This window comes from Sphingopyxis sp. LK2115 (assembly GCF_014595975.1).
GTDB lineage: Bacteria > Pseudomonadota > Alphaproteobacteria > Sphingomonadales > Sphingomonadaceae > Sphingopyxis.
In genome coordinates this window covers 40,171-58,840 of sequence record NZ_JABWGQ010000051.1, presented here as the reverse complement: position 1 = coordinate 58,840, position 18,670 = coordinate 40,171, and the positions used below count along the sequence as shown (strand labels likewise).

Below are 18,670 nucleotides of genomic sequence, written 5' to 3'. Positions count from 1 at the left end.
CCTGGCGGTCGAAGCGCCCTAGGCGCGCATGTCCAGCCACAAGGACAGGCCGCCCGGTGGTTCCTGTGGCGGTGCGGCGGCAATGTGACGCGCGGCGTCGGCGCGGGCGCGGGCAAGAATCGCGGCGGGGATGCCCGGCGGATGAAAGATATGGTCGGCCTCCCCCAGCAGGCGGGCCGCACGCAGGGTTAGCTGGTCGGGGTCGGCGCTCGTCAGACGGACGGTTTCGAGGCGCGATTGCGGCGCATCGTTTTCGCCTTCCAGCCAGCTTGCCACCCGGTCCGCCGCATCGCCGTCGAGCGGGTCGAGCGCGCCGCCGCTGGCCAGCGCGGCGTCGATCGCGCGGCGACGGTCGGCGGCGGCGGGCCAGCGCGCCTTCATCGCGGCGCGCGCCGCGTGGAGCGCGCGGGCAAGGTCGCCGAGCCGCGCGGGCAACAGCGCTTCGATGCGTTGGCGCACCGCTTTTGCCAGCCCCGCCGACGCGCCACCGGTGCCGATGGCGATGGTCACCGGGGCGCGGTCGACGATCGCGGGGGTGGTGAAATCGCAAAGATCGGGGCGATCGACGACATTGACGAGCAGGCCGCGCGCGCGAAGATCGGCGGCAACGGCGCACGCTTCGGAGTCATCGGCGAGCGCGACGAAGGCAATCGTCGCGCCTTGCTCCCACGCGGGGACGATCCGCCCGCCCGCCCGCGCGATCAGGCGGGCTTTTGCCTCGGCCGCCTCCCCCTCGCCGATCAGCACGACGGCGCGGCCGCGCAAATTAACAAAAATGGGGAACTGGTGCATCCGACGGTCCTGCCGTTGTTCGCCGACGTGGGTGCGAACCCACGAAGGCGGGAGAAACGCGTGCGGTGTTCACCGCAAATCCCTGTACCAGAAGAGCGCGACTTCGCCCTCATGGGGTCCGCCAGCGTAGAGCATTTCGTCGAAACCGCCCAGCGCATAGCCGACGCGCGCATACAGGCGACAGGCTGCGACATTGTTCGACTGGGTTTCCAGCCGGATCAGCCCAAAACCATTATCATGTGCCCAGACGTCGATCCTTGCCAAAAGCGCAACCGCCACCCCGCGTCCCCGCGCCCGCCGGTCGACCGCGAGCTCTGCAAGGTTCGCCATCCCGTTCCAATATTCGGAAACCCAAGCGTAACCCAATATATGATCGCCCGACCGAGCGATGAAGACGGCCTTTTTTTCCGTTTCTGCGCCATCCCAATCGGCAGGGTCCCAGCCATAATCCTTGCGCCGAGGCGGGACCGGATGGAGCCGGTACGGATCGTCATATGGAAAGGCGATGACCTGCGAAATGTCGAACGAAAAGTCGCACGCCGCGAGTTCGGCGGTCGGAAAATCCTCCACTTGGCTTATCTCTATCGGATCGGTCGTCGCCATAGTCCCTCTCTCGCTGACCGATCCGACATTTTCAACATTCGGCGGGTTTGGACACCCGGGCCTTTGATGACTCATTCAATCCAATCCGGCACCCGCTCCGCCGCCATGATCGTGCCTGCGGCGATGCGGTCGGCGACCGTGATGTATCGGCCGCCGTCGACGAGCACTTCGGGAACGAGGCTGCGGCTGTTGTAGGTCGACGCCATCGTGGCGCCATAGGCGCCCGCGGTGCGGAAGACGGCCAGATCGCCCGCCTCCACCTTGTCGATCACCCGGTCGCGCGCGAAGGTATCGCCCGTCTCGCACACCGGGCCGACGATCGACGCGGTCATTTTTTCGCCCGTGGGCCGGACCGCGACGAAGTCGTGATATGCATCGTAGAGCGCGGGGCGCGCGAGATCGTTCATCGCGGCGTCGACGATGACAAAGGGGTTTGCCGCGCCCGGCTTGACCCACAGCACTTCGGTCAAGAGCACCCCGGTGTTGCCCGCGATGACGCGGCCGGGCTCGAACATCAGGGTGACGTCCCAATCCTTTGTCACCCGCGCGACCATCGCGCCATATTCGGCCGGGGTCGGGGGATTATCGTCGGGCCGATAGGGCACGCCGAGCCCGCCGCCAAGGTCGACATGGGTGATGCTGTGCCCCGCGGCGCGCAGGTCCGCGACGAGGCGGCCGACGCGCTCGAACGCGGCCTCGAGCGGATCGAGGCTGGTGAGCTGACTGCCGATATGGAGCGCCACCCCACGCATCGTGAGCCCCGGCAGCGCCGACAGCCGGTCAAAGATCGCGGGCGCGGCGTCGATGCCGACGCCGAACTTGTTTTCGGCCTTGCCGGTCGAAATCTTGGCGTGCGTCCCGGCGTCAACGTCGGGATTGACGCGCAGAACCGCGCGCGCGGTCGTTTCCTTCCCCACCGCGATTTCGGACAGGGCGACGCCTTCGGGTTCATGCTCGATATTGAACTGGCCGATGCCGCGGTCGAGGCCGAGCGCGAGCTCGGCGCGCGTCTTGCCGACGCCCGAAAAGACGATGTCCTCGGCCGCCATGCCCGCGGCGAGCGCGCGTTCAAGCTCGCCGCCCGAAACGACGTCAGCGCCATAACCCTGCCGCGCGAGCACGCGCAGCACGCCGAGATTGGGATTGCACTTGATCGCAAAGGCGATGTGCTTTTTCGGAATATCCTTGAGCGCGTCGGCGAACACCTGTGCATGGCGTTCGAGCGTCGCGCGTGAATAGACATAGACGGGGGTGCCGATCTCCTCGGCAATTTGCGGCAGCGGGATGTCTTCGGCGTGGAGGACGCCGTTACGCAGTTCAAAATGGTCCATGGGTCAGATCCTAGTCGTTAAAGACCGCCCGCCCTGAGCTTGTCGAAGGGTCGTCCTTCTTTTCCGCGTTCAAAAAGGGAACGGTGCTTCGACATGCTCGGCACGAACGGAAACAGGAGGCAGTTTTCGGACTCAGCCCGGAGGCGGCAGGTCGAAATCGTCGGGTTCGCGCTGTTCGGACCGTTTGAGAAGTTCGTCGCTGCGCGCGGGCCGGGCCTGCGCGTCGGGCGTCGTAAGCTCCTCGGTGGTCGGGGCGCGGTTGGCGCCGATGGGAACGACGGGCGCCGGCTGGTTCGCCGGCGGCTTCAGATCTTCCTTTGCCCCGCACGCGCCGAGCAGCGCGGCGGCAGCGAGCGTGGCGGCGATGCGGGGGTGGTGCGGCATCAACCCTGTCCTTCGAGTGCGGCGCGCGCCGCGGCGATGGCCTGCCTTACCCGTTCGGGTGCGGTTCCGCCATAGCTGGTGCGGCTGGCGACCGACGCCTCGACCGTCAGCGCGGCGAGCACGTCGGGCGTCACCGCAGCGTGGATGGCGGCGGCATCGGCGGCGGGCAGCGCGGGCAGGTCGACGCCGAGTTCCTCGGCGCGCTTGACGCAGGCGCCGACGACATGATGCGCCTCGCGGAAGGGAAGCCCCGCCTCGCGCACCAGCCAGTCGGCGAGGTCGGTCGCGGTCGAATAGCCCGACGCGGCGAGCGCGCGCATCCGGTCGGTACGAAAGGTCAAGGATTCGACCATGCCGGTCATCGCCGCGAGCGACAGCGCGAGCGCATCGAACGCGCCGAAGAGCGTTTCCTTGTCGTCCTGCAAATCCTTGGAATAGGTAAGCGGCAGGCCCTTTACGATGACCGACAGCCGCTGGAAGGCGCCGAGCAGCAGGCCGGCGCGCCCGCGCACCAGTTCGGCGGCATCGGGATTGCGCTTTTGCGGCATGATCGAACTGCCCGTCGACCAGGCATCGGGCAGCGCGACGAAGCCGAAAGGCTGACTGGCCCAGATGACGATCTCTTCGGCGAGACGCGACAGGTGCAGTGCGGCGATCGACGCGGCGGCGCAGAACTCAAGCGCGAAGTCGCGGTCGGACACGGCGTCGATGCTGTTCGCCATCGGGCGGTCGAAGCCGAGCGCCGCGGCGGTGGCATGGCGATCGACGGGGAAGCTGGTCCCCGCGAGCGCCGCGGCGCCGAGCGGCGATTCGTTGAGACGGCGGCGCGCGTCGGCGAAGCGCGAGCGGTCGCGGCCGAACATCTCGACATAAGCGAGCAGATGGTGGCCGAGCGTCACCGGCTGCGCGACCTGAAGATGCGTGAAGCCGGGCATGATACTGTCGGCGTGCTCGTCGGCGCGCACGAGCAAGGCCGACTGGAGCGCGGCAAGCCCCGCGCCGATGCGATCGCAGGCAGCGCGTGTCCACAGGCGGAAATCGGTCGCAACCTGGTCGTTGCGCGAGCGGGCGGTGTGGAGCCGCCCGGCGGCTTCGCCGATCAGCTCCTTCAGCCGCGCCTCGACGGTCATGTGGATGTCCTCGAGGCCGAGGTCGACGGGAACGCCGTTCGCGGCGAACTCTTCGGCGATCTGGGCAAGGCCGCGATCGATGGCCTGGGCGTCATCCGCCGCGATAATCTGGCGGGCGCCCAGCATCGCGGCGTGCGCGCGGCTGGCGGCGATATCCTCTTCCCAAAGCCGCTTGTCGATCGGGATCGAGGCGTTAATCTCTTGCATGATTGCCGCAGGCCCGCCACCGAAGCGGCCGCCCCACATGCTGCTCTTGTCCGGAGTATTCGCCATCCGCCGCGTTCCAAATCCGTCGCTGTTGATTCTCGGCCTGTTGCTGGCCGGATCGGTCGCGGGCTGCGATAGGGAAAAGGCGCTCGGCGGGCAAGCCGCGCAAGGCCAAGCAAATGTTTCGGCAGGCCAAGCGCAGGGCGTCGGCGCGTTCGAATATATGATCGACCGCAGCCACAAGGGCGAAGCGGCGCCGACGGCGCGCTTCGCCGGCCCCGACGATGCGCCGGTGACGCTGGCGGACTTTCGCGGGCGCCCGTTGCTCGTCAATCTGTGGGCGACCTGGTGCGCGCCTTGCGTTGCCGAAATGCCCACGCTCGATGCCCTGGCGGCCGCGCGGGGGGAAACGATGAATGTCATCGCGGTCGCGCAGGACTTGCAGGGCGCCGAGGTCGTCGATCCCTGGTTTCAGAAGGCGGGGCTGAAGGCGCTCCAGCCCTATATCGACCCCGAAAACGGCTTGCTCGACGCGGTGAACAGCGCGTTGCCGACGAGCATCTATTATGACGCTGACGGGCGCGAAATCTGGCGCGTGATCGGCGCGATCGACTGGCAGGGAGAGGAGGCGAAGGCGTTGCTGGCCGAAGGCGGGGTTTAGCCAGCATTGCGATCCCGCGAAGGCGGGAGCCGATCACCGTTCCGCGCGGTGATGGACCGCCCGGAGACGGATCCCCGCCCTGGCGGGAAAACAGGAAAAAAAAACGCCGCCGAAAAGGCAGCCAGGACAAGAAAGGGCGGGCGCCGAATGACCCCCGCCCTTTCCTGCAACCCTGGCAGCGCCCGGAAACCTTGCCTGCTCAGCCCACCGTCACGCGGCCGACGCGATAGCCTTTCCCCCGCATTGCCTTCACATAATCCTTGTCGGCGTCGATCACCTCGGTTTCCCATTCATCCCACGCATCGAGGCGATCTTCGCGATCGGTCGCGCGGCGCAGGTCGCTGAGCAATTCCTTTTCCGCTTCGAGAATATCGGCCTGATAGTTGAACCAATATTGGTTCTCGACCCCCGCGATCGGCGCGGTGCGGATCGGCGGCGCCCTGAAGCCCGGCGGCATCCGGTCATAGGGGACCGCTGCCACGGCGGCAGTGGCGGGAAGCGCCGCGAGCGCGGCGAGAATCGCCCATTTTTTCATTATCCGTCTCCTTCGTGGTCCGGTCGGACAGCAGGACAACGCAGCAGCGGCGGCTTTTCTTCCCGGCTGGTCGGCAAAAAGGAACGGATCGCAGCGGATGGCTTCGTCGCTGCCCGCTCGCAATGAAGAAAAACAATCAACCCGGATGCGCCTCATCTCCGACGCTCGATTTGAGGAGCCCGCGAAAGACGTCGAGCGCGGTGCGCCGGCCCTGCGTCACGTCGAACACGTCGCGCGCAATCGGCATGGCGATGCCGTGACGGTCAGCGAGCGCCATCACGGTGGGCGCGCTTTTGACGCCCTCCGCGACCATGTTCATGCCCGCGATGATCGCGTCGATCGGGCGCCCCTTGCCAAGTTCGACCCCGACATGGCGGTTGCGCGACAAGGGACTGGTGCAGGTGGCGATGAGGTCGCCCATGCCGGTCAATCCGGCAAAGGTTTCCGGTCGCCCGCCCATCGCAACGCCCAGCCGCGTGATCTCCGCCAGGCCGCGCGTCATCAGCCCCGCGCGCGTATTGTCGCCTGCCCCCAGCCCGTCGCCCATGCCGACGGCGATCGCGATGATATTCTTGAGCACGCCGCCAAGCTCGCAGCCCAGAAGGTCGGTATTGGTATAGACGCGGAAGAGGCCCGAATGAAACAGCGGCTGGAGCGCGCGAACGACGATCTCATCCTCCATCGACAATACGCTCGCCGCCGCCTGGCCCGCCATGATCTCGCGCGCGAGATTGGGGCCGGTGAGCACGCCGACCGGGTGGCCGGGCAGCACTTCCTCGATCAGTTCGGTCATGCGCTTGCCCGACGATAGTTCGAGCCCTTTGGTCAGGCTGATGACGGGCACCCACGGGCGGAGGTGATCGCGGGCCTCTTCCAATACGCCGCGAAAGCTGTGCGAGGGGACGGCCATGACGAGCACGTCGGCGCCCGCGACGGCCTCTGCCATGTCGCCGGTCGCGCGAAGCGCCGCAGGAAGCCGGATGCCGGGCAGATATTTATGGTTCGCGTGATCGCGGTTGATTCCCGCGACCGTTTCGGCGTCGCGCGCCCAGAGCGTGATCGGCGCGTTACGCGACACCAGCGACGCCACCGTCGTCCCCCAGCTGCCCCCGCCGAGCAGACCCACTTTGAGGCGCATATGTCTCTCCCCCCTGTTTTACGGGAAGAGTGGCGCGCGATCGGGGGGTTGGCAAGATGGCACTCGCCCGTCAACCCGGCCTTCGCCGCGATGACGAGGTTCAGCGATGGTCGGCGAGGAAGGCGCGCTGGATTTCGGCCGTCGCCTTGGGGTCCTCGATCATCGGGACATGTGCGACATGCTCGAAGATGTGAGCGCGGCTGTTCGCAATGCCCTTTTCGAGCACCGCGACGCAGCTGACATCGATCAGCTTGTCATGGCGGCCCCAGAGGATCAGCGTCGGCACCTGCACCTTGCCCAGATCGTCGTTGAGCGGTGCCTGCTCCATCTCGTCGGCGATGATCCAGAAAATCCGGTCAAGCAGGTCGCGGTGGCGCAGCGCGTCGGCATATATGGCGGGCTTCAACCGCGCCGGCACAAAGGGCGGCTTGCGCACGACAAAGGCGATCAGGCGGTCGGCATCCTCCAGATTGGCAAGGACAAGGGGGTTGTAGTCGCGTGTCGCAGCGAGTTTCTGCAACTCGCTTTCGTTCGCGCCGACGACGCCCGCATTGTTCATCAAGGTCAGCGTTCGCAAGCGATCGGGATAGTCAATGGCGAAACGCAGCGCGATCCAGCCGCCCATGCTGTTGCCGCCGAGGTGCGGGCGGTCGATGCCGAGCGCATCGAGAAAGCCTTTGAGCCGCGCCGCCTGGCTCGCGACGTCGAAGGGCAGGTCGCCGTCGCGATCATTCTCGCCGAAGCCGGGCAGGTCGGGCGCGATCAGGCGATAATCGCGCGTCATCCACGGCGCGTAGAAGGTCCAGTGATCCTTGTCGGCGCCGAAACCGTGGACCATCACGAGGGCGGGTTTCGACGGGTCGCCGCCCTCAAGATAGGGCCAGATCCGGCCGTCGACGGCGATGCTCTTGCGCACCAGCCGCGCGCGGCGGCGCATCAGCGCGCGCATCAGCTGCACCAGCTGCGCGGGGAAAAGAAAATAGAGCAGCGCGAGGGCGATCAGCGGCGCGAAGATCAGGGTAAGGAGGATTTTCATGCGGGCTCCCTAATGCCTCTCCCCTCAGCGGAGGGGTTGGGGTGACGACTATCGAGGCGGCGTGCGGCCGATGGCTCCCACCCCGCTGCGACGAGCGAACAAGTTCGCAAGTCGCACTGCCCCTCGCCGGATGGAGAGGGGTCTATTGCACCCGCGCCACATGCGCATCGAACCAGTCGATCAGGTCGTCCAGCACCGTGTCGCGTTCGGGCTCATTGTAAATCTCGTGGAACAGGCCGGGATAGATTTCGAGGCGCTTGTCGGCCGATGCGATATGGTCGAACAGGTATCGCGAACCTGCGGGAGCGGTCAGGCGGTCGGCCGCGCCATGCTGGATCAGCAGCGGCAGGCGGATCTTCGGCGCCCCCGTCTGCGCCGCGGCCATCGCGTCCATGAACTCCCTGCCCAGTCGCGCGCCGATCTTGCCGTCGTATACGAGCGGATCGGCCTTGTAGGCCTCGACGACCGCGGGGTCGCGGCTGACGCCGTTCGCATCGAGCGAGAGGACGCCAAGGCGCGGAAAAAAGCGCGCGAGGAAACGGCTGATCCAGACGGTGAGCCGCGACGGCGGCTCGGCAGGCAGGATTGCGGGGCCGGAGAGCGCGGCGGCAACGAAAGCCTGCTGGCGCTCGATCAGGAACAGTGCCGCGATCAGCCCGCCCATGCTGTGCCCCAGGAGCAGGCGCGGGGTGTCACCATGGTTGATCTCGACCAGCGTCAGCAGTTCGGCCATACCGTCGAGATAGGCGGAGAAGCGCGGAACATAACCGCCCTCGCCGTCCGAGCGGCCGTGTCCCCAATGATCGACGGCGTAGACCGCATAGCCCGCGTCGGTCAGCCGCCGTGCGACATGGGTATAGCGCCCCGCATGTTCGGCATAGCCATGAGCCAGCAGCACGATCGCTTTGGGCAAGCCATCAGTAAGCCAGCGGGTGACGTGGAGCCTTGCCCCCGCGCCCGCCGACCCGGCGGGCAGGATTACCGCACCGGTCGCCATGTTCAGCGCACCGCTTTCCTGAGCGCGGCGCTGCGGTGGCCGGGGCCGTCGTCGCCCGCCTTGTCGATCCGCGCCAGAATGCCTTCCAGCGCGCGGCTGATCGCGGTCTGGGTGCGGACCATCTCGATCTTGGGCCAGGCGGTGCGCATCCCCGTGTCGATCAGCTCGTCGATGTCCTCCTGCCCCAGATCCGACAATATCTTCGCGGGCGACCAGAACTTCGGCGGGCGGATGATGTTGATGTCGCCGGTATATTCCTGGTTGATCACCGAACGCGCCATGTTCGCGATGCTGTTCAAGGGCGGGATCAGCTCAAGCGGTTTCTGGAAGATCACCATGTTCGCGTTGAGCCACGCCTTGAAGGTCGTCATCGACGCGTGCTGGATCGCTTCGATCGGCGCCATCTGCTTGCGCGTGTCGGTCGCAAAGGGCAGCGCGATCGGGTTCGCCTGGCTGACGATATGATGGTTGACGCCGTAAAGCCGTTCGAGCCGCTTGGTCGGGATGTCGTGCGTCACCGACCCGTCGACCCAGCGCCGGTCGGGCTGATAGGGAATGCGCGCGCCATCGTCGCCCCGCGCCATCAGCATCACCGGCGGAAAGACGCCGGGCACTGCGCACGACGCCAGCACCGCCTCGCGGATCAGCACATTGGGCGCGGTGATCGCGTTGAGCAGGCGCCCGTTCTGGTGCTTTTCGGCAGGCGCAACCGAAACATTGAGGTGGCGGCCGCTGACTTCATAGGCTTGCTGGAAGGTAAGGTCGGGGATCAGGCCCGCAAGCCGTTCGCGCACTTCGTCGGAGGCAAGGCGGCGGCCGTCGGGGGCGCGGTCGGGGTTGGCGAGGCGGCCGCTTTCAAGGAAGGCGCCGACATCGGCGTCCTTGCGCGTGCACACGATCGCAGCGACGATCGACCCGCCGCTGGCACCCGACATGATCGCGGGCAACACGCCTTCGGACCAGAGCGCCTTGACGACGCCGATGTGGAAGAAGAGGAAGCTGCCCGAACCCGAGAGCAGCAGCGCCGAGCGGCCATAACAATGCTGGGCGCGGCGAAAGAAGTCGCGCTTTTCCTCGCGGCCGATGCTGCGCGCGGCGGCGATCTTGTGCAGCGAGGCGACAACCTCCGCCACATAATCCTCGACCAGCTTCTTGGTGCCGAAACGTGCCTTTGTGTAAAGCCGTTCGTGCCCCATGCCGTCGATGTTGCCGTGAATGCCCTCGTTGAGGACAAAGAGCAGCCCTTTGACGTCGCCCGCCGCCGACAGCCCGCGCAATTTTTCGAGGCGGGCGCGGATCGCCCTATAGTCGAAATGCTTGCTCTCGTCGGCGTCGCGCCACGCCTGCATCCCCGATTTCCGGTCGTGGTCGCGCGCCGCTTTGGCCCAGGCGGCATAATCGGGCGCGGTCACAAGATCGCGGTCGGCGCTGAGCGTCGGGGTGAAGAGCATTGGGTAATCCTGCGAGAGCATGGTCTGTTTTTCCAAGTCTTGCCGGTTGCGTTCGCTTTAGCAACTGTTTTGACGGCGTTGGCGCCTGCCCGTCATCCCGGCCTGCGCCGGGATGACGAAGAGGCGTTTTTCCTTTCCGCTTTGGCCGCCGCTTTCGTCCTGGATTTCGGAATCCCTTTCGGTTTGGCCGTATCGGCTTTGGGCTTCTCCGGCTTCGGCGCCGCCTTCATCAGATCGGCAAAGCTTTCGTCGATACATGTCCGGAAAAAAGCGATGTCGGGCATGATCGCGCGTTCCGATATGATCGAAAAGGCGATGCGGCCATTATAGCTGGGGGTCGCGACGAACAGCCCCATATTGTTCGCAAGCGGCGCCATGCCATGCTGCATCACGAGCTTGGCCCCCGCGAGATAGAGCGGCACCTGCGCGCCGGGAACGTTGGAGATGAAGAGGTTGGTGCCGCGCACCGCAAAGCGCTCGCTGGTGACGAGCCGCGCAACGGCTGCCATCGTCGCGCCGGGGATATGCTGCGACAGGTCGGTCATGATCCGCGCGCTGACGCCTGCCTTGGCCTCCTTGGCCTCGACCGTATAGTCGCGGACCGCCGCGAGCCGCGCGAGCGGATCGGCAATGTCGGTGCGGATCGGCACGCTCATCGCCGATACCTGGTTGCCCGGCGTCGATGCTTTGCCGCCCTTTCCGCGCAGATTGACGGGCGCGACCGCAACCAGGCTCTCCTTGGGCAATTCCTTGTGTTTCAAAAGATATTTGCGCAGCGCCCCGCCTACGGTGGTAAGCACGACGTCGTTGACCGTCGCACCGGGCACTTTCTTGCGGATCAGCGCGACGTCGGCGAGCGCGACCGATGTGCCGTCGAACATCTTGTGCGGGCCGACGGGAACATTGAAGCGTGTTTCGGGGACACCCGCGGTCATCCCGCCCTCGATCGCCCTGCGTGCGGACGAAATGATCGCTGGCGACATTTTCATCAGCGCGTTCATGAACTTGACCGGCGATTGCAGCGAGGCCGCCCAGGCACGCGAGATGATTTCGGCGCTCGACGGCGGATCGCCCAGCGCCTCGACGGGCGGCGGTTCGGAAATCGCCGGGGTGCCTTTTGCGTCGATGTCGCTCATCGCGATGAAGGCATGCGCGCCCGATGCACCGTCGACCGCCGCATGATGGACGCGGTGGAGCATCGCGAAACTGCCCTTCGGAATGCCGGGGATACGGTCCAGCCCCTCGATGATATAAATGTCCCATAGCGGGCGGTTCATATCCATCGGCTTCGAAAACCAGCGCGCGACCGCGATGCAGAATTGCCGCCAGTCGCCGGGTTCGGGCAGGCGCGCGTGGCTCATATGCGCCTCGATGTCGAAATGCTCGTCCTCGACCCAATAAGGATGGTCGATGTCGAACGGCAGACGGTGGAGACGGCGCTTGAACAGCGGTGATGTGTGAACGCGGCTTTCGACGTGGGCGATGATGTCCTTGAAGCGCACGAAGCCGCCCGGCGCGGTCGAGGGGTCGTAGATATAGACCCCCATGATGTGCGTCAGATTGTTCGCGGTCTGGGTGTAGAGGAACTGGGCGTCCTGCGCGCTGAGCTGTTTGAGCATTATTCCTCCACCAACATCCAACCTGTGGTTATCCCGGCGAAGGCCGGAATGACGAGCGGCCTCACTCTCCAACCCCCGCCAGCCGGTCCGCGAGCGCCACCGTCGACAGCCGCATCGTTTCCATCACATTCGCCAGCCCGCGCAGTTCCGCCAGCAGCGCGCGGCGCCGGGCCAGAATATCGGGCGTTGCCGTTTCGGCGAGTCCCATATGGCGCGTCAGCGACAAGCCGTTGGCGAACAGCAATTTTCCGATCGCCGCCTCGCTGCTGATCCGGCGCAGCAGATAGGCCTGCTTGCCCTCGGTCAGCGCGGCGTCGAGCAACGCCTTTTCATCGACCGGTTCGCCAGGTCTTGCGCGGGCGAGCAGGTCGGCGACCACCGAATAGGCCTCTGCAAAGGGCAGCAGGATCGCGTGGCCGACGACAGGCTGGCAGCGACGGATGAGCTGCGCAATGCCGCGGTCACCGCTGGCGAGGCGGCGGTCCCACACGGGGTCGATGCGGGCAAGCTCGGCTTCGATCGCCGCGCGATGCTGCTCGCGCGGCGGATAGAAAAACTCGAACTTGAACAGGTCGCGTAAACGGTCGATCCTGCCCCAGAAGGCGGCGGTCGCATCGCCGCTGTCGGTGTCGCGCAGCGCGAACAGCGCAAGCTCGATCATCGCGCGATCGAGGAAATGATGCGCAATGATGTTGCGGTAATAGCTCGCCATCGGATGCTTGACGGGGTCGATCGAATAGATGGTCTCGCTTCCCGCTTCATAGCGCGCGAGCAGCCCGCTGGCGACGAGCGTGTCGACGGTCGCCGACAGCCCGGCGTCGCCGCTTTCCAGCTCCTTGCTCAGCCGGATTCCCCGCGCCCGCGCCCAGGCGGTCACCGCGCCGATCGCGCCGAGCAGTTCGGCAGAGGTCGCGCCGCGCGGCGCCATGCCGAGCAGGATCAGGCACATCACCGACGTGACGGTGAGCGGCGTGACGCGGTTCGCCTCGACCGCGACCGCAAAGGCGATTTTTTCAAGCGCGCGCTTGTCATCGGGGCCGGGCGCGGCGTCGATCACGACGGGATCGCCGATGTCGAGCCGGATGCGCCCCGACGGTTCCTTCAGGCTTTTCATGTAACCGATGAACCACGACAGGCTTTCGGGCTTCTTGTTTCGGCCCGTCTGTTCGGCGGCATATTCCTCGACATCGCGGATCAGGTCGAAACTGGTGACGAAGGGGACGAAATGGACGCCGCGCGTCCCCGTCGCGTGCGCCGCGTCGAGGACATATTTCATCAGGCCATATTTGGGCGGCATCAGCTTGCCGAGGCGCGAGCGCGTCCCCTCGAACGCCCAGCTCAGCGGGAAACGCTTGGCGAGCAACCAGGCGATATAGTGGCGCAGCACGAGCTTGTAGACCGGCTGGTCCTGGAAACTGCGGCGGATGAAGATCATCCCCGAACGGCGAAAAAATTCGCCCATGATCGCGAAGTCGAGATTGGCGCCGCCAAAGCTGTGCAGCATCGGCAGGTCGTTTTCATAGGCGAGGCGGCTGGGCGTCGCGCCGTCGATATAGGTCTTGTGGGTGAAAAGGATGCAGGTCGGATGTTCGCGCAGCATGTTGCGGAGTCGCGCGAGTTCCGCCGCGTCAATCTCCATTTCGGGCGCGTAGCCACCGAACATCATGCGGTCGAGCCGGGCGCGCAGGTCGAGGAAAAGCGCGCTGGGCCGTGCGATCAACTCCTTCATCAGCGGGCGCGCCTCGCGGTAGAGATCGGCAACCGGACGGCCGGTGGTTTCGGCGAGCCCGGCGAGCGCGGCGCGGAACTTGGGGTTGGTGCGCAGACTGTCAGCGACGAAGCGCGGCACCTTGTAGCGCGTTCCGCGAACGCCGCGCTCGGCGACGTCGAGCGCCAGCGCCGCCTGTCGCGCGACGAAGCGCGCGAACTCGGGGCTGTCGGCGCGCTCGCCGTCGCCGCCGCCGGTCTGGGCGCAGAAACGGATGCGCAACGCATCGAGCGTCGCCGCCTGCCCGACCAGAATCTGCGCGCGCCGCCGGTCGCGCAGCAGGATCAACCGCGCGCGCAAAGATCCCGGATGGCGCGGGTCGCCGAATATCAGGTGGCGAAACTTGAGCGCGCGGTCCTTCTCAAAGCCGGGGATACGCCAGGCGACGCGCAGCGGCACGACAAGCCGCGACGGCGTGGCGCCGAGCCGCGCCTGCAACGCCTCGACAGGCAAGGCATGGTCGCCGTCCTCGATGTCGAGGCTGGCCCAGGCGGGCTCGTCGTCACCGCTCGTCGAATGGATCCAGTCGAGCAGGATACGGCGTTCGACCCCATTGCGCGCGTCGATGATGTAGAGCCGGTCGGCCGCCGCGTCCGTCACGATCGGGGTGCGGTGCGAACCGTCGGGCACCTTCTAGCGAGCCCCCACCTCATCCCCGCTCGCGTCGAGCAAAGTCGAGACACCCCGACGGCACGCGCCCGGCCGATGGGCATCCCGACTTTGCTCGACGCGAACGGGAAAGCGATGTGCGGTCATGCCCTGGCGCCCTTGCCGGTTGCCTTCTTTTTCGGCGCGGTCCTTTTGGTGGCGGTCTTCCTTGCGACCTTTTCCCCCTTTGCCCCGGCCGCCGGCCCCGCCACCGATTCCGCGACGCTTTCCTCCGCCTGCCCCAGCGTGCGCAGAAACATGTTCCGCACATCGCGGACGTGCGCGTTGACCGTTTTCGCGCTCCACCCCGACGTGTCGACCGGCGGCAGCACGGTGACGCGCACCGTCGCGGGGCGCATCACAAACTCGTTCTTCGGCGCGACGTCGGCGGCGTTGTGGATCACGATGGGGACGATCGGAACACCCGCCTGCATCGCCAGGTGGAACGCACCCTTTTTGAAGGGTTCGAGTTTCGGCGTCAGGCTGCGCGTGCCTTCGGGGGCGATGCAGATCGACTTGCCATCTTCGCGGATCGCGTCGATCAGCGGCTCCATCGCCTTGATCGCGCTCTTGCCGTCGGCGCGGTCGACGAAAACGGTGCCGCCCCATTCCATCAGCTTGCCGAGGATGGGGATGTCCCTGATCTCCTTCTTCCCCACGCCGCCCATGTCGCGGCGGATGAGCTTGGCGAGGATCATCACATCGGCCTTGCTCTGATGGTTGAAGATGAAGACGCAAGGGCGCGACGACCAGAGGTGGCGCTCGCCCTCGACGTCCAGCTCGACGCCGGTGATCGCGGTCGCGAAATCGCCGAACAGCCCCATCGAAAAATTGACCGCCTCGCGCTGCGAACGGGTCAGCGCCCAGATCGGCAGTCCCGCGGCGAAGGCGCCAACCAGCGAACCGGTGGCATAGATGGTGCGCGTATAGTCGATCCACGACGGCGTGCCGCGGCTGGCGAAGCGCTGCACCGGCCAGTTCCGTTCGTCGGCGATGGCTTTCAGTTTCATGTTCGGGTTGAGCGGGCGCGGCTTGCCGACACGCTCCAGAAGCGCGATGTCGTCGTCGCTGTCCGAATAGAAAAAGCTCTGGTCGAGGTCGAGGCCATATTCGGCGGCAAGCTCCTCGGCCGCGAGCACCTTGCCTTCGCCGAAGCACAGCGGCCGTACGATCTCGCCGGTGAAGACGCCATCCTCGATCTCATAGGCCGAACATTTGATGTCGGTGATGCCAAGGTCGCGCGCGGTCGATTCGATCTGGTAAATCGTCGCCGACGAGATGATCGCGACGCGATGGCCCTTGGCTTGATGCGCTTCGATGATCGCGCGCGTTTCGGGGTAAATCTTGCGCGCGATATGTTTGCGGTAAAGCTCTTCGCCAAAGTCGATAAAGCTTTGCTCGTCGACGCCCTTCATGAACTTGGCGGCGGCGGTCATCAGCCCCGAAAAGCCGATCTGCCCCAGGCTGTGCTGCGCGATCACCTGCGCGGTTTCGGCAATCTCCTCGACCGACATTTCGCGGCGCTGGAACTTTTCGCGCAGCATCGCCGTCGCCGAATAGCCGGCGATGATCGTGCCGTCGAAATCGAAAAGCGCAGCGATATGCGATCCAGGCTCGGATGCGAGCACTTCGTCCAGATGCGGCTGCGGTCTTGGCACGCACATCTCCCCACAGGCGGTTTTGTTACCGCTTCAACGCTGCACGATGGCAGGTAAGATGGGGTTAATCAATGGCGCGAAAGAGCGGACCTTGCCGCATTATGGGTGAGGGGCAAATGGGCGAACATTCGGCCCTAACGGCGAAGCGCCGCGGCCTCGCGCGCCAGCGCCTCGATCCGCACCGGATCGAGCGGCCCGGCGGGCACGACCCAGCTGCCGCCGACGCAGCGCACGGGTTCGAGTGCAAGCCATTCGGGCGCGGTCGCGGCGCTGATCCCGCCGGTAGGGCAGAAATTGACGCCGCCGAATGGGCCCGCGAGCGCTTTGAGTGCCGGGATGCCGCCGCTTGTCGCCGCAGGGAAGAATTTGAAGCTGTCCAGCCCCATGTCGAGCCCCATCATGATGTTCGACGCATTGGCAACGCCGGGCAGGAAGGGGATGCCGCTCGCCACCGCGGCGTCGCCGAGGCTGTCGGTGAGGCCGGGCGAAACGATGAATTGGGCACCGGCGTCCAGCGCATCCCTGAGCATCCGGGGATCAAGCACCGTCCCCGCGCCGACGACGGCGCCGGGCACCGCCTTCATCGCGCGGATCGCGTCGAGCGCGGCGGGGGTGCGCATCGTCACTTCGAGCACCTTGAGCCCGCCCGCGACGAGCGCTTCGGCCATCGGCACGGCGTCCTCGACGCGGTCGATGACAATCACCGGGATTACCGGCGCGAGGGCCATGATCTGCTCGATACCGCTGTCGGACATTCCATCTCACTTTCATGCTCGTCCCGGCGACAGCCGGGATCTGACCCTATCGTCATGGCGCGCTGTCGAAATTCCGGCCCTCGCCCGGATGACGGGCACGCTAAACGACTTGCTCCATCGCCGCCAGGACCGCCGATCCGCCCTTCTCCGCCTCGTCGGCATGGTGGCGAAAAAGCGCGAACAATTCGCGGCCGACGCCAAGCGCGGGCGGCGGGGCGGCGGCGGGAGCGCGCGCGGCCCATTCGGCCTCGTCCACCAGCGCCGCGATTTCGCCCTTCACCGCGCAGACCCGCACGACATCGCCGTCCCGAAGATAGGCGAGCGGACCGCTGACCCCGTCGGGTCCGGGCAGCGCTTCGGGCGACAGGTGGATCACCGCGGGCACCTTGCCGCTGGCGCCCGACATGCGGCCGTCGGTCAGCAAGGCGACGCGATACCCCTTGTCCTGCAACACGCCCAAGGCAGGCGTCAGCTTGTGCAGTTCGGGCATACCGTTGGCGCGCGGTCCCTGAAAGCGGACGACGACGACGACGTCGCGATCGAGTTCGCCCGCCTTGAACGCGGTCAGCACCTGATTCTGGTCGTCGAAGATCCGCACAGGCGCCTCGATCGTCCAGCGATCCTCGGCAACGGCGCTCGTCTTGATGATCGCGCGGCCGAGATTGCCTGTCAGCAGCCGCATCCCGCCGTCGGGCGAGAAAGGCGCCGAAACGGGGCGCAGCATCGTATCGTCCCGGCTTGCCGCAGGTGCGGCCTGCCATTTCAGCATTTCATCGACCAGCAACGGTTCGTTGGCATAATCGGCCATCGTCCCGCCGACCGTCAGGACATCGCCGTGCAGCAATCCGGCCCCCAGCAGTTCGCGCACGACGAAACCGATCCCGCCCGCCGCGTGGAAATGGTTCACGTCGCCCGCGCCGTTCGGATAGACGCGCGCAAGCAGTGGCACCGCATGGCTCAGCTCGTCGAAATCCTGCCAGTCGATGACGATCCCCGCCGCGCGCGCAATCGCTGGCAGATGGATCGCGTGATTGGTCGACCCTCCCGTCGCGAGCAGCCCGATCGCGGCGTTGACGATCGCCTTTTCGTCGATACAGCGGGCCAGCGGGCGGTAATCGTCGCCGTCCCACCCGATCTGCGCAATGCGGTGCGTCGCGGCGCGCGTGAGTTCCTGCCGCAACCTGGTGCCGGGGTTGGTAAAGGCGGCGCCGGGGATGTGCAGGCCCATCAACTCCATCATCATCTGGTTCGAGTTCGCGGTGCCGTAGAAGGTGCACGTGCCCGCGCCGTGATAGCTCGCCGCCTCGGCTTCGAGCAGCTCATCGCGCGTCGCCTTGCCCTCGGCATAAAGCTGGCGGACACGCTGCTTTTCCTTGTTCGCGAGGCCCGACGGCATTGGCCCGGCGGGGACCAGAATCTGCGGCAGATGGCCAAAGCGCAGCGCACCGATGAGCAGGCCCGGCACGATCTTGTCGCAGATGCCCAGCAAAAGCGCGCCCTCGAACATCGCATGGCTGAGCGCGATGGCGGTTCCCTGCGCGATATTGTCGCGGCTGAACAGCGACAGGTCCATCCCCGCCTGCCCCTGAGTCACGCCGTCGCACATTGCCGGAACGCCGCCCGCGACCTGCGCGGTGACGCCGACTTCACGCGCGAAGAGTTTGATCTGTTCGGGGTAGCGGCCATAGGGCTGATGCGCCGAAAGCATGTCGTTATAGGCGGTAACGATGCCGATGTTCATTGCCGCGCCGGCGCGGATGACCGCCTTGTCGTCCCCCGCCGCGGCGAAGCCGTGCGCGAGGTTGCCGCAGGACAGGTTGCCACGGTTGGTCCCTGCGTCGCGTTGGCGCTCCATGAGGTCGAGATAGGCGGCGCGGCGGGGAGCGCTGCGCGCGATGATGCGGTCGGTGACGGCGGCGATAATGGGGTGGATGTCGGTCATAAGAAAATCCAGTCC

16 protein-coding genes are annotated in these 18,670 nt (G+C 66.1%); 1 reads left to right on the top strand and 15 read right to left on the bottom strand.

Annotated features, from left to right (window positions below; translation table 11 throughout):
* Window positions 1-18: 18 nt before the first annotated feature.
* From HUW43_RS11875 to argH, 5 genes are all read right to left on the bottom strand, one after another.
* The gene (locus HUW43_RS11875; RefSeq protein WP_188237615.1) at window positions 19-792 is read right to left on the bottom strand and encodes a bifunctional precorrin-2 dehydrogenase/sirohydrochlorin ferrochelatase; all 774 of its coding nucleotides are present in this window, start codon (window positions 790-792) and stop codon (window positions 19-21) included.
* Between the two features lie 69 nt (window positions 793-861).
* Window positions 862-1,362, bottom strand: a complete 501-nt coding sequence (locus HUW43_RS11870) for a GNAT family N-acetyltransferase (RefSeq protein WP_317450863.1) — start codon at window positions 1,360-1,362, stop codon at window positions 862-864.
* A gap of 104 nt (window positions 1,363-1,466) precedes the next feature.
* Entirely contained in the window at window positions 1,467-2,726 is a 1,260-nt protein-coding gene (lysA, locus tag HUW43_RS11865) for a diaminopimelate decarboxylase (RefSeq protein ID WP_188237613.1), read from the bottom strand.
* 132 nt (window positions 2,727-2,858) lie between these two features.
* Window positions 2,859-3,110 (bottom strand): hypothetical protein, encoded by a 252-nt coding sequence (locus HUW43_RS11860; RefSeq protein WP_188237612.1) that lies wholly within the window; start codon window positions 3,108-3,110, stop codon window positions 2,859-2,861.
* The gene (argH, locus tag HUW43_RS11855) at window positions 3,110-4,486 is read right to left on the bottom strand and encodes an argininosuccinate lyase (RefSeq protein WP_188237681.1); all 1,377 of its coding nucleotides are present in this window, start codon (window positions 4,484-4,486) and stop codon (window positions 3,110-3,112) included. Before argH ends, HUW43_RS11860 begins: the two co-directional genes overlap by 1 nt.
* On the opposite strand from argH, the gene HUW43_RS11850 reads away from it, so the two are divergent.
* A complete protein-coding gene (locus tag HUW43_RS11850) occupies window positions 4,485-5,108 on the top strand; it encodes a TlpA family protein disulfide reductase (protein ID WP_188237611.1) in 624 nt (207 codons plus the stop codon). The genes argH and HUW43_RS11850 overlap by 2 nt on opposite strands.
* A gap of 199 nt (window positions 5,109-5,307) precedes the next feature.
* Here the strand turns inward: HUW43_RS11850 and HUW43_RS11845 are convergent, their stop codons facing one another.
* From HUW43_RS11845 to edd, 10 genes are all read right to left on the bottom strand, one after another.
* On the bottom strand, window positions 5,308-5,643 hold the full coding sequence (locus HUW43_RS11845) for a hypothetical protein (RefSeq protein WP_188237610.1): 336 nt from the start codon (window positions 5,641-5,643) through the stop codon (window positions 5,308-5,310).
* A gap of 136 nt (window positions 5,644-5,779) precedes the next feature.
* Window positions 5,780-6,781: an NAD(P)H-dependent glycerol-3-phosphate dehydrogenase gene (locus HUW43_RS11840; protein WP_188237609.1), complete on the bottom strand. Its 1,002-nt coding sequence runs from the start codon at window positions 6,779-6,781 to the stop codon at window positions 5,780-5,782.
* A gap of 100 nt (window positions 6,782-6,881) precedes the next feature.
* On the bottom strand, window positions 6,882-7,817 hold the full coding sequence (locus tag HUW43_RS11835; RefSeq protein ID WP_188237608.1) for an alpha/beta fold hydrolase: 936 nt from the start codon (window positions 7,815-7,817) through the stop codon (window positions 6,882-6,884).
* A gap of 142 nt (window positions 7,818-7,959) precedes the next feature.
* On the bottom strand, window positions 7,960-8,814 hold the full coding sequence (locus HUW43_RS11830; RefSeq protein WP_188237607.1) for an alpha/beta hydrolase: 855 nt from the start codon (window positions 8,812-8,814) through the stop codon (window positions 7,960-7,962).
* A 2-nt stretch (window positions 8,815-8,816) separates the two neighbouring features.
* A complete protein-coding gene (locus HUW43_RS11825) occupies window positions 8,817-10,301 on the bottom strand; it encodes a DUF3336 domain-containing protein (protein WP_223181495.1) in 1,485 nt (494 codons plus the stop codon).
* Window positions 10,302-10,357: 56 nt separating this feature from the next.
* On the bottom strand, window positions 10,358-11,884 hold the full coding sequence (locus tag HUW43_RS11820) for a wax ester/triacylglycerol synthase family O-acyltransferase (RefSeq protein WP_188237606.1): 1,527 nt from the start codon (window positions 11,882-11,884) through the stop codon (window positions 10,358-10,360).
* A 61-nt stretch (window positions 11,885-11,945) separates the two neighbouring features.
* On the bottom strand, window positions 11,946-14,282 hold the full coding sequence (locus HUW43_RS11815; protein WP_188237605.1) for a glycerol-3-phosphate 1-O-acyltransferase: 2,337 nt from the start codon (window positions 14,280-14,282) through the stop codon (window positions 11,946-11,948).
* Between the two features lie 122 nt (window positions 14,283-14,404).
* Complete coding sequence (locus HUW43_RS11810) at window positions 14,405-15,964, bottom strand: HAD-IB family hydrolase (protein ID WP_188237604.1); 1,560 nt, start codon at window positions 15,962-15,964, stop codon at window positions 14,405-14,407.
* A 128-nt stretch (window positions 15,965-16,092) separates the two neighbouring features.
* Window positions 16,093-16,713, bottom strand: a complete 621-nt coding sequence (eda, locus tag HUW43_RS11805; RefSeq protein WP_188237603.1) for a bifunctional 4-hydroxy-2-oxoglutarate aldolase/2-dehydro-3-deoxy-phosphogluconate aldolase — start codon at window positions 16,711-16,713, stop codon at window positions 16,093-16,095.
* 100 nt (window positions 16,714-16,813) lie between these two features.
* Complete coding sequence (edd, locus tag HUW43_RS11800; protein ID WP_188237602.1) at window positions 16,814-18,655, bottom strand: phosphogluconate dehydratase; 1,842 nt, start codon at window positions 18,653-18,655, stop codon at window positions 16,814-16,816.
* Window positions 18,656-18,670: the final 15 nt, after the last annotated feature.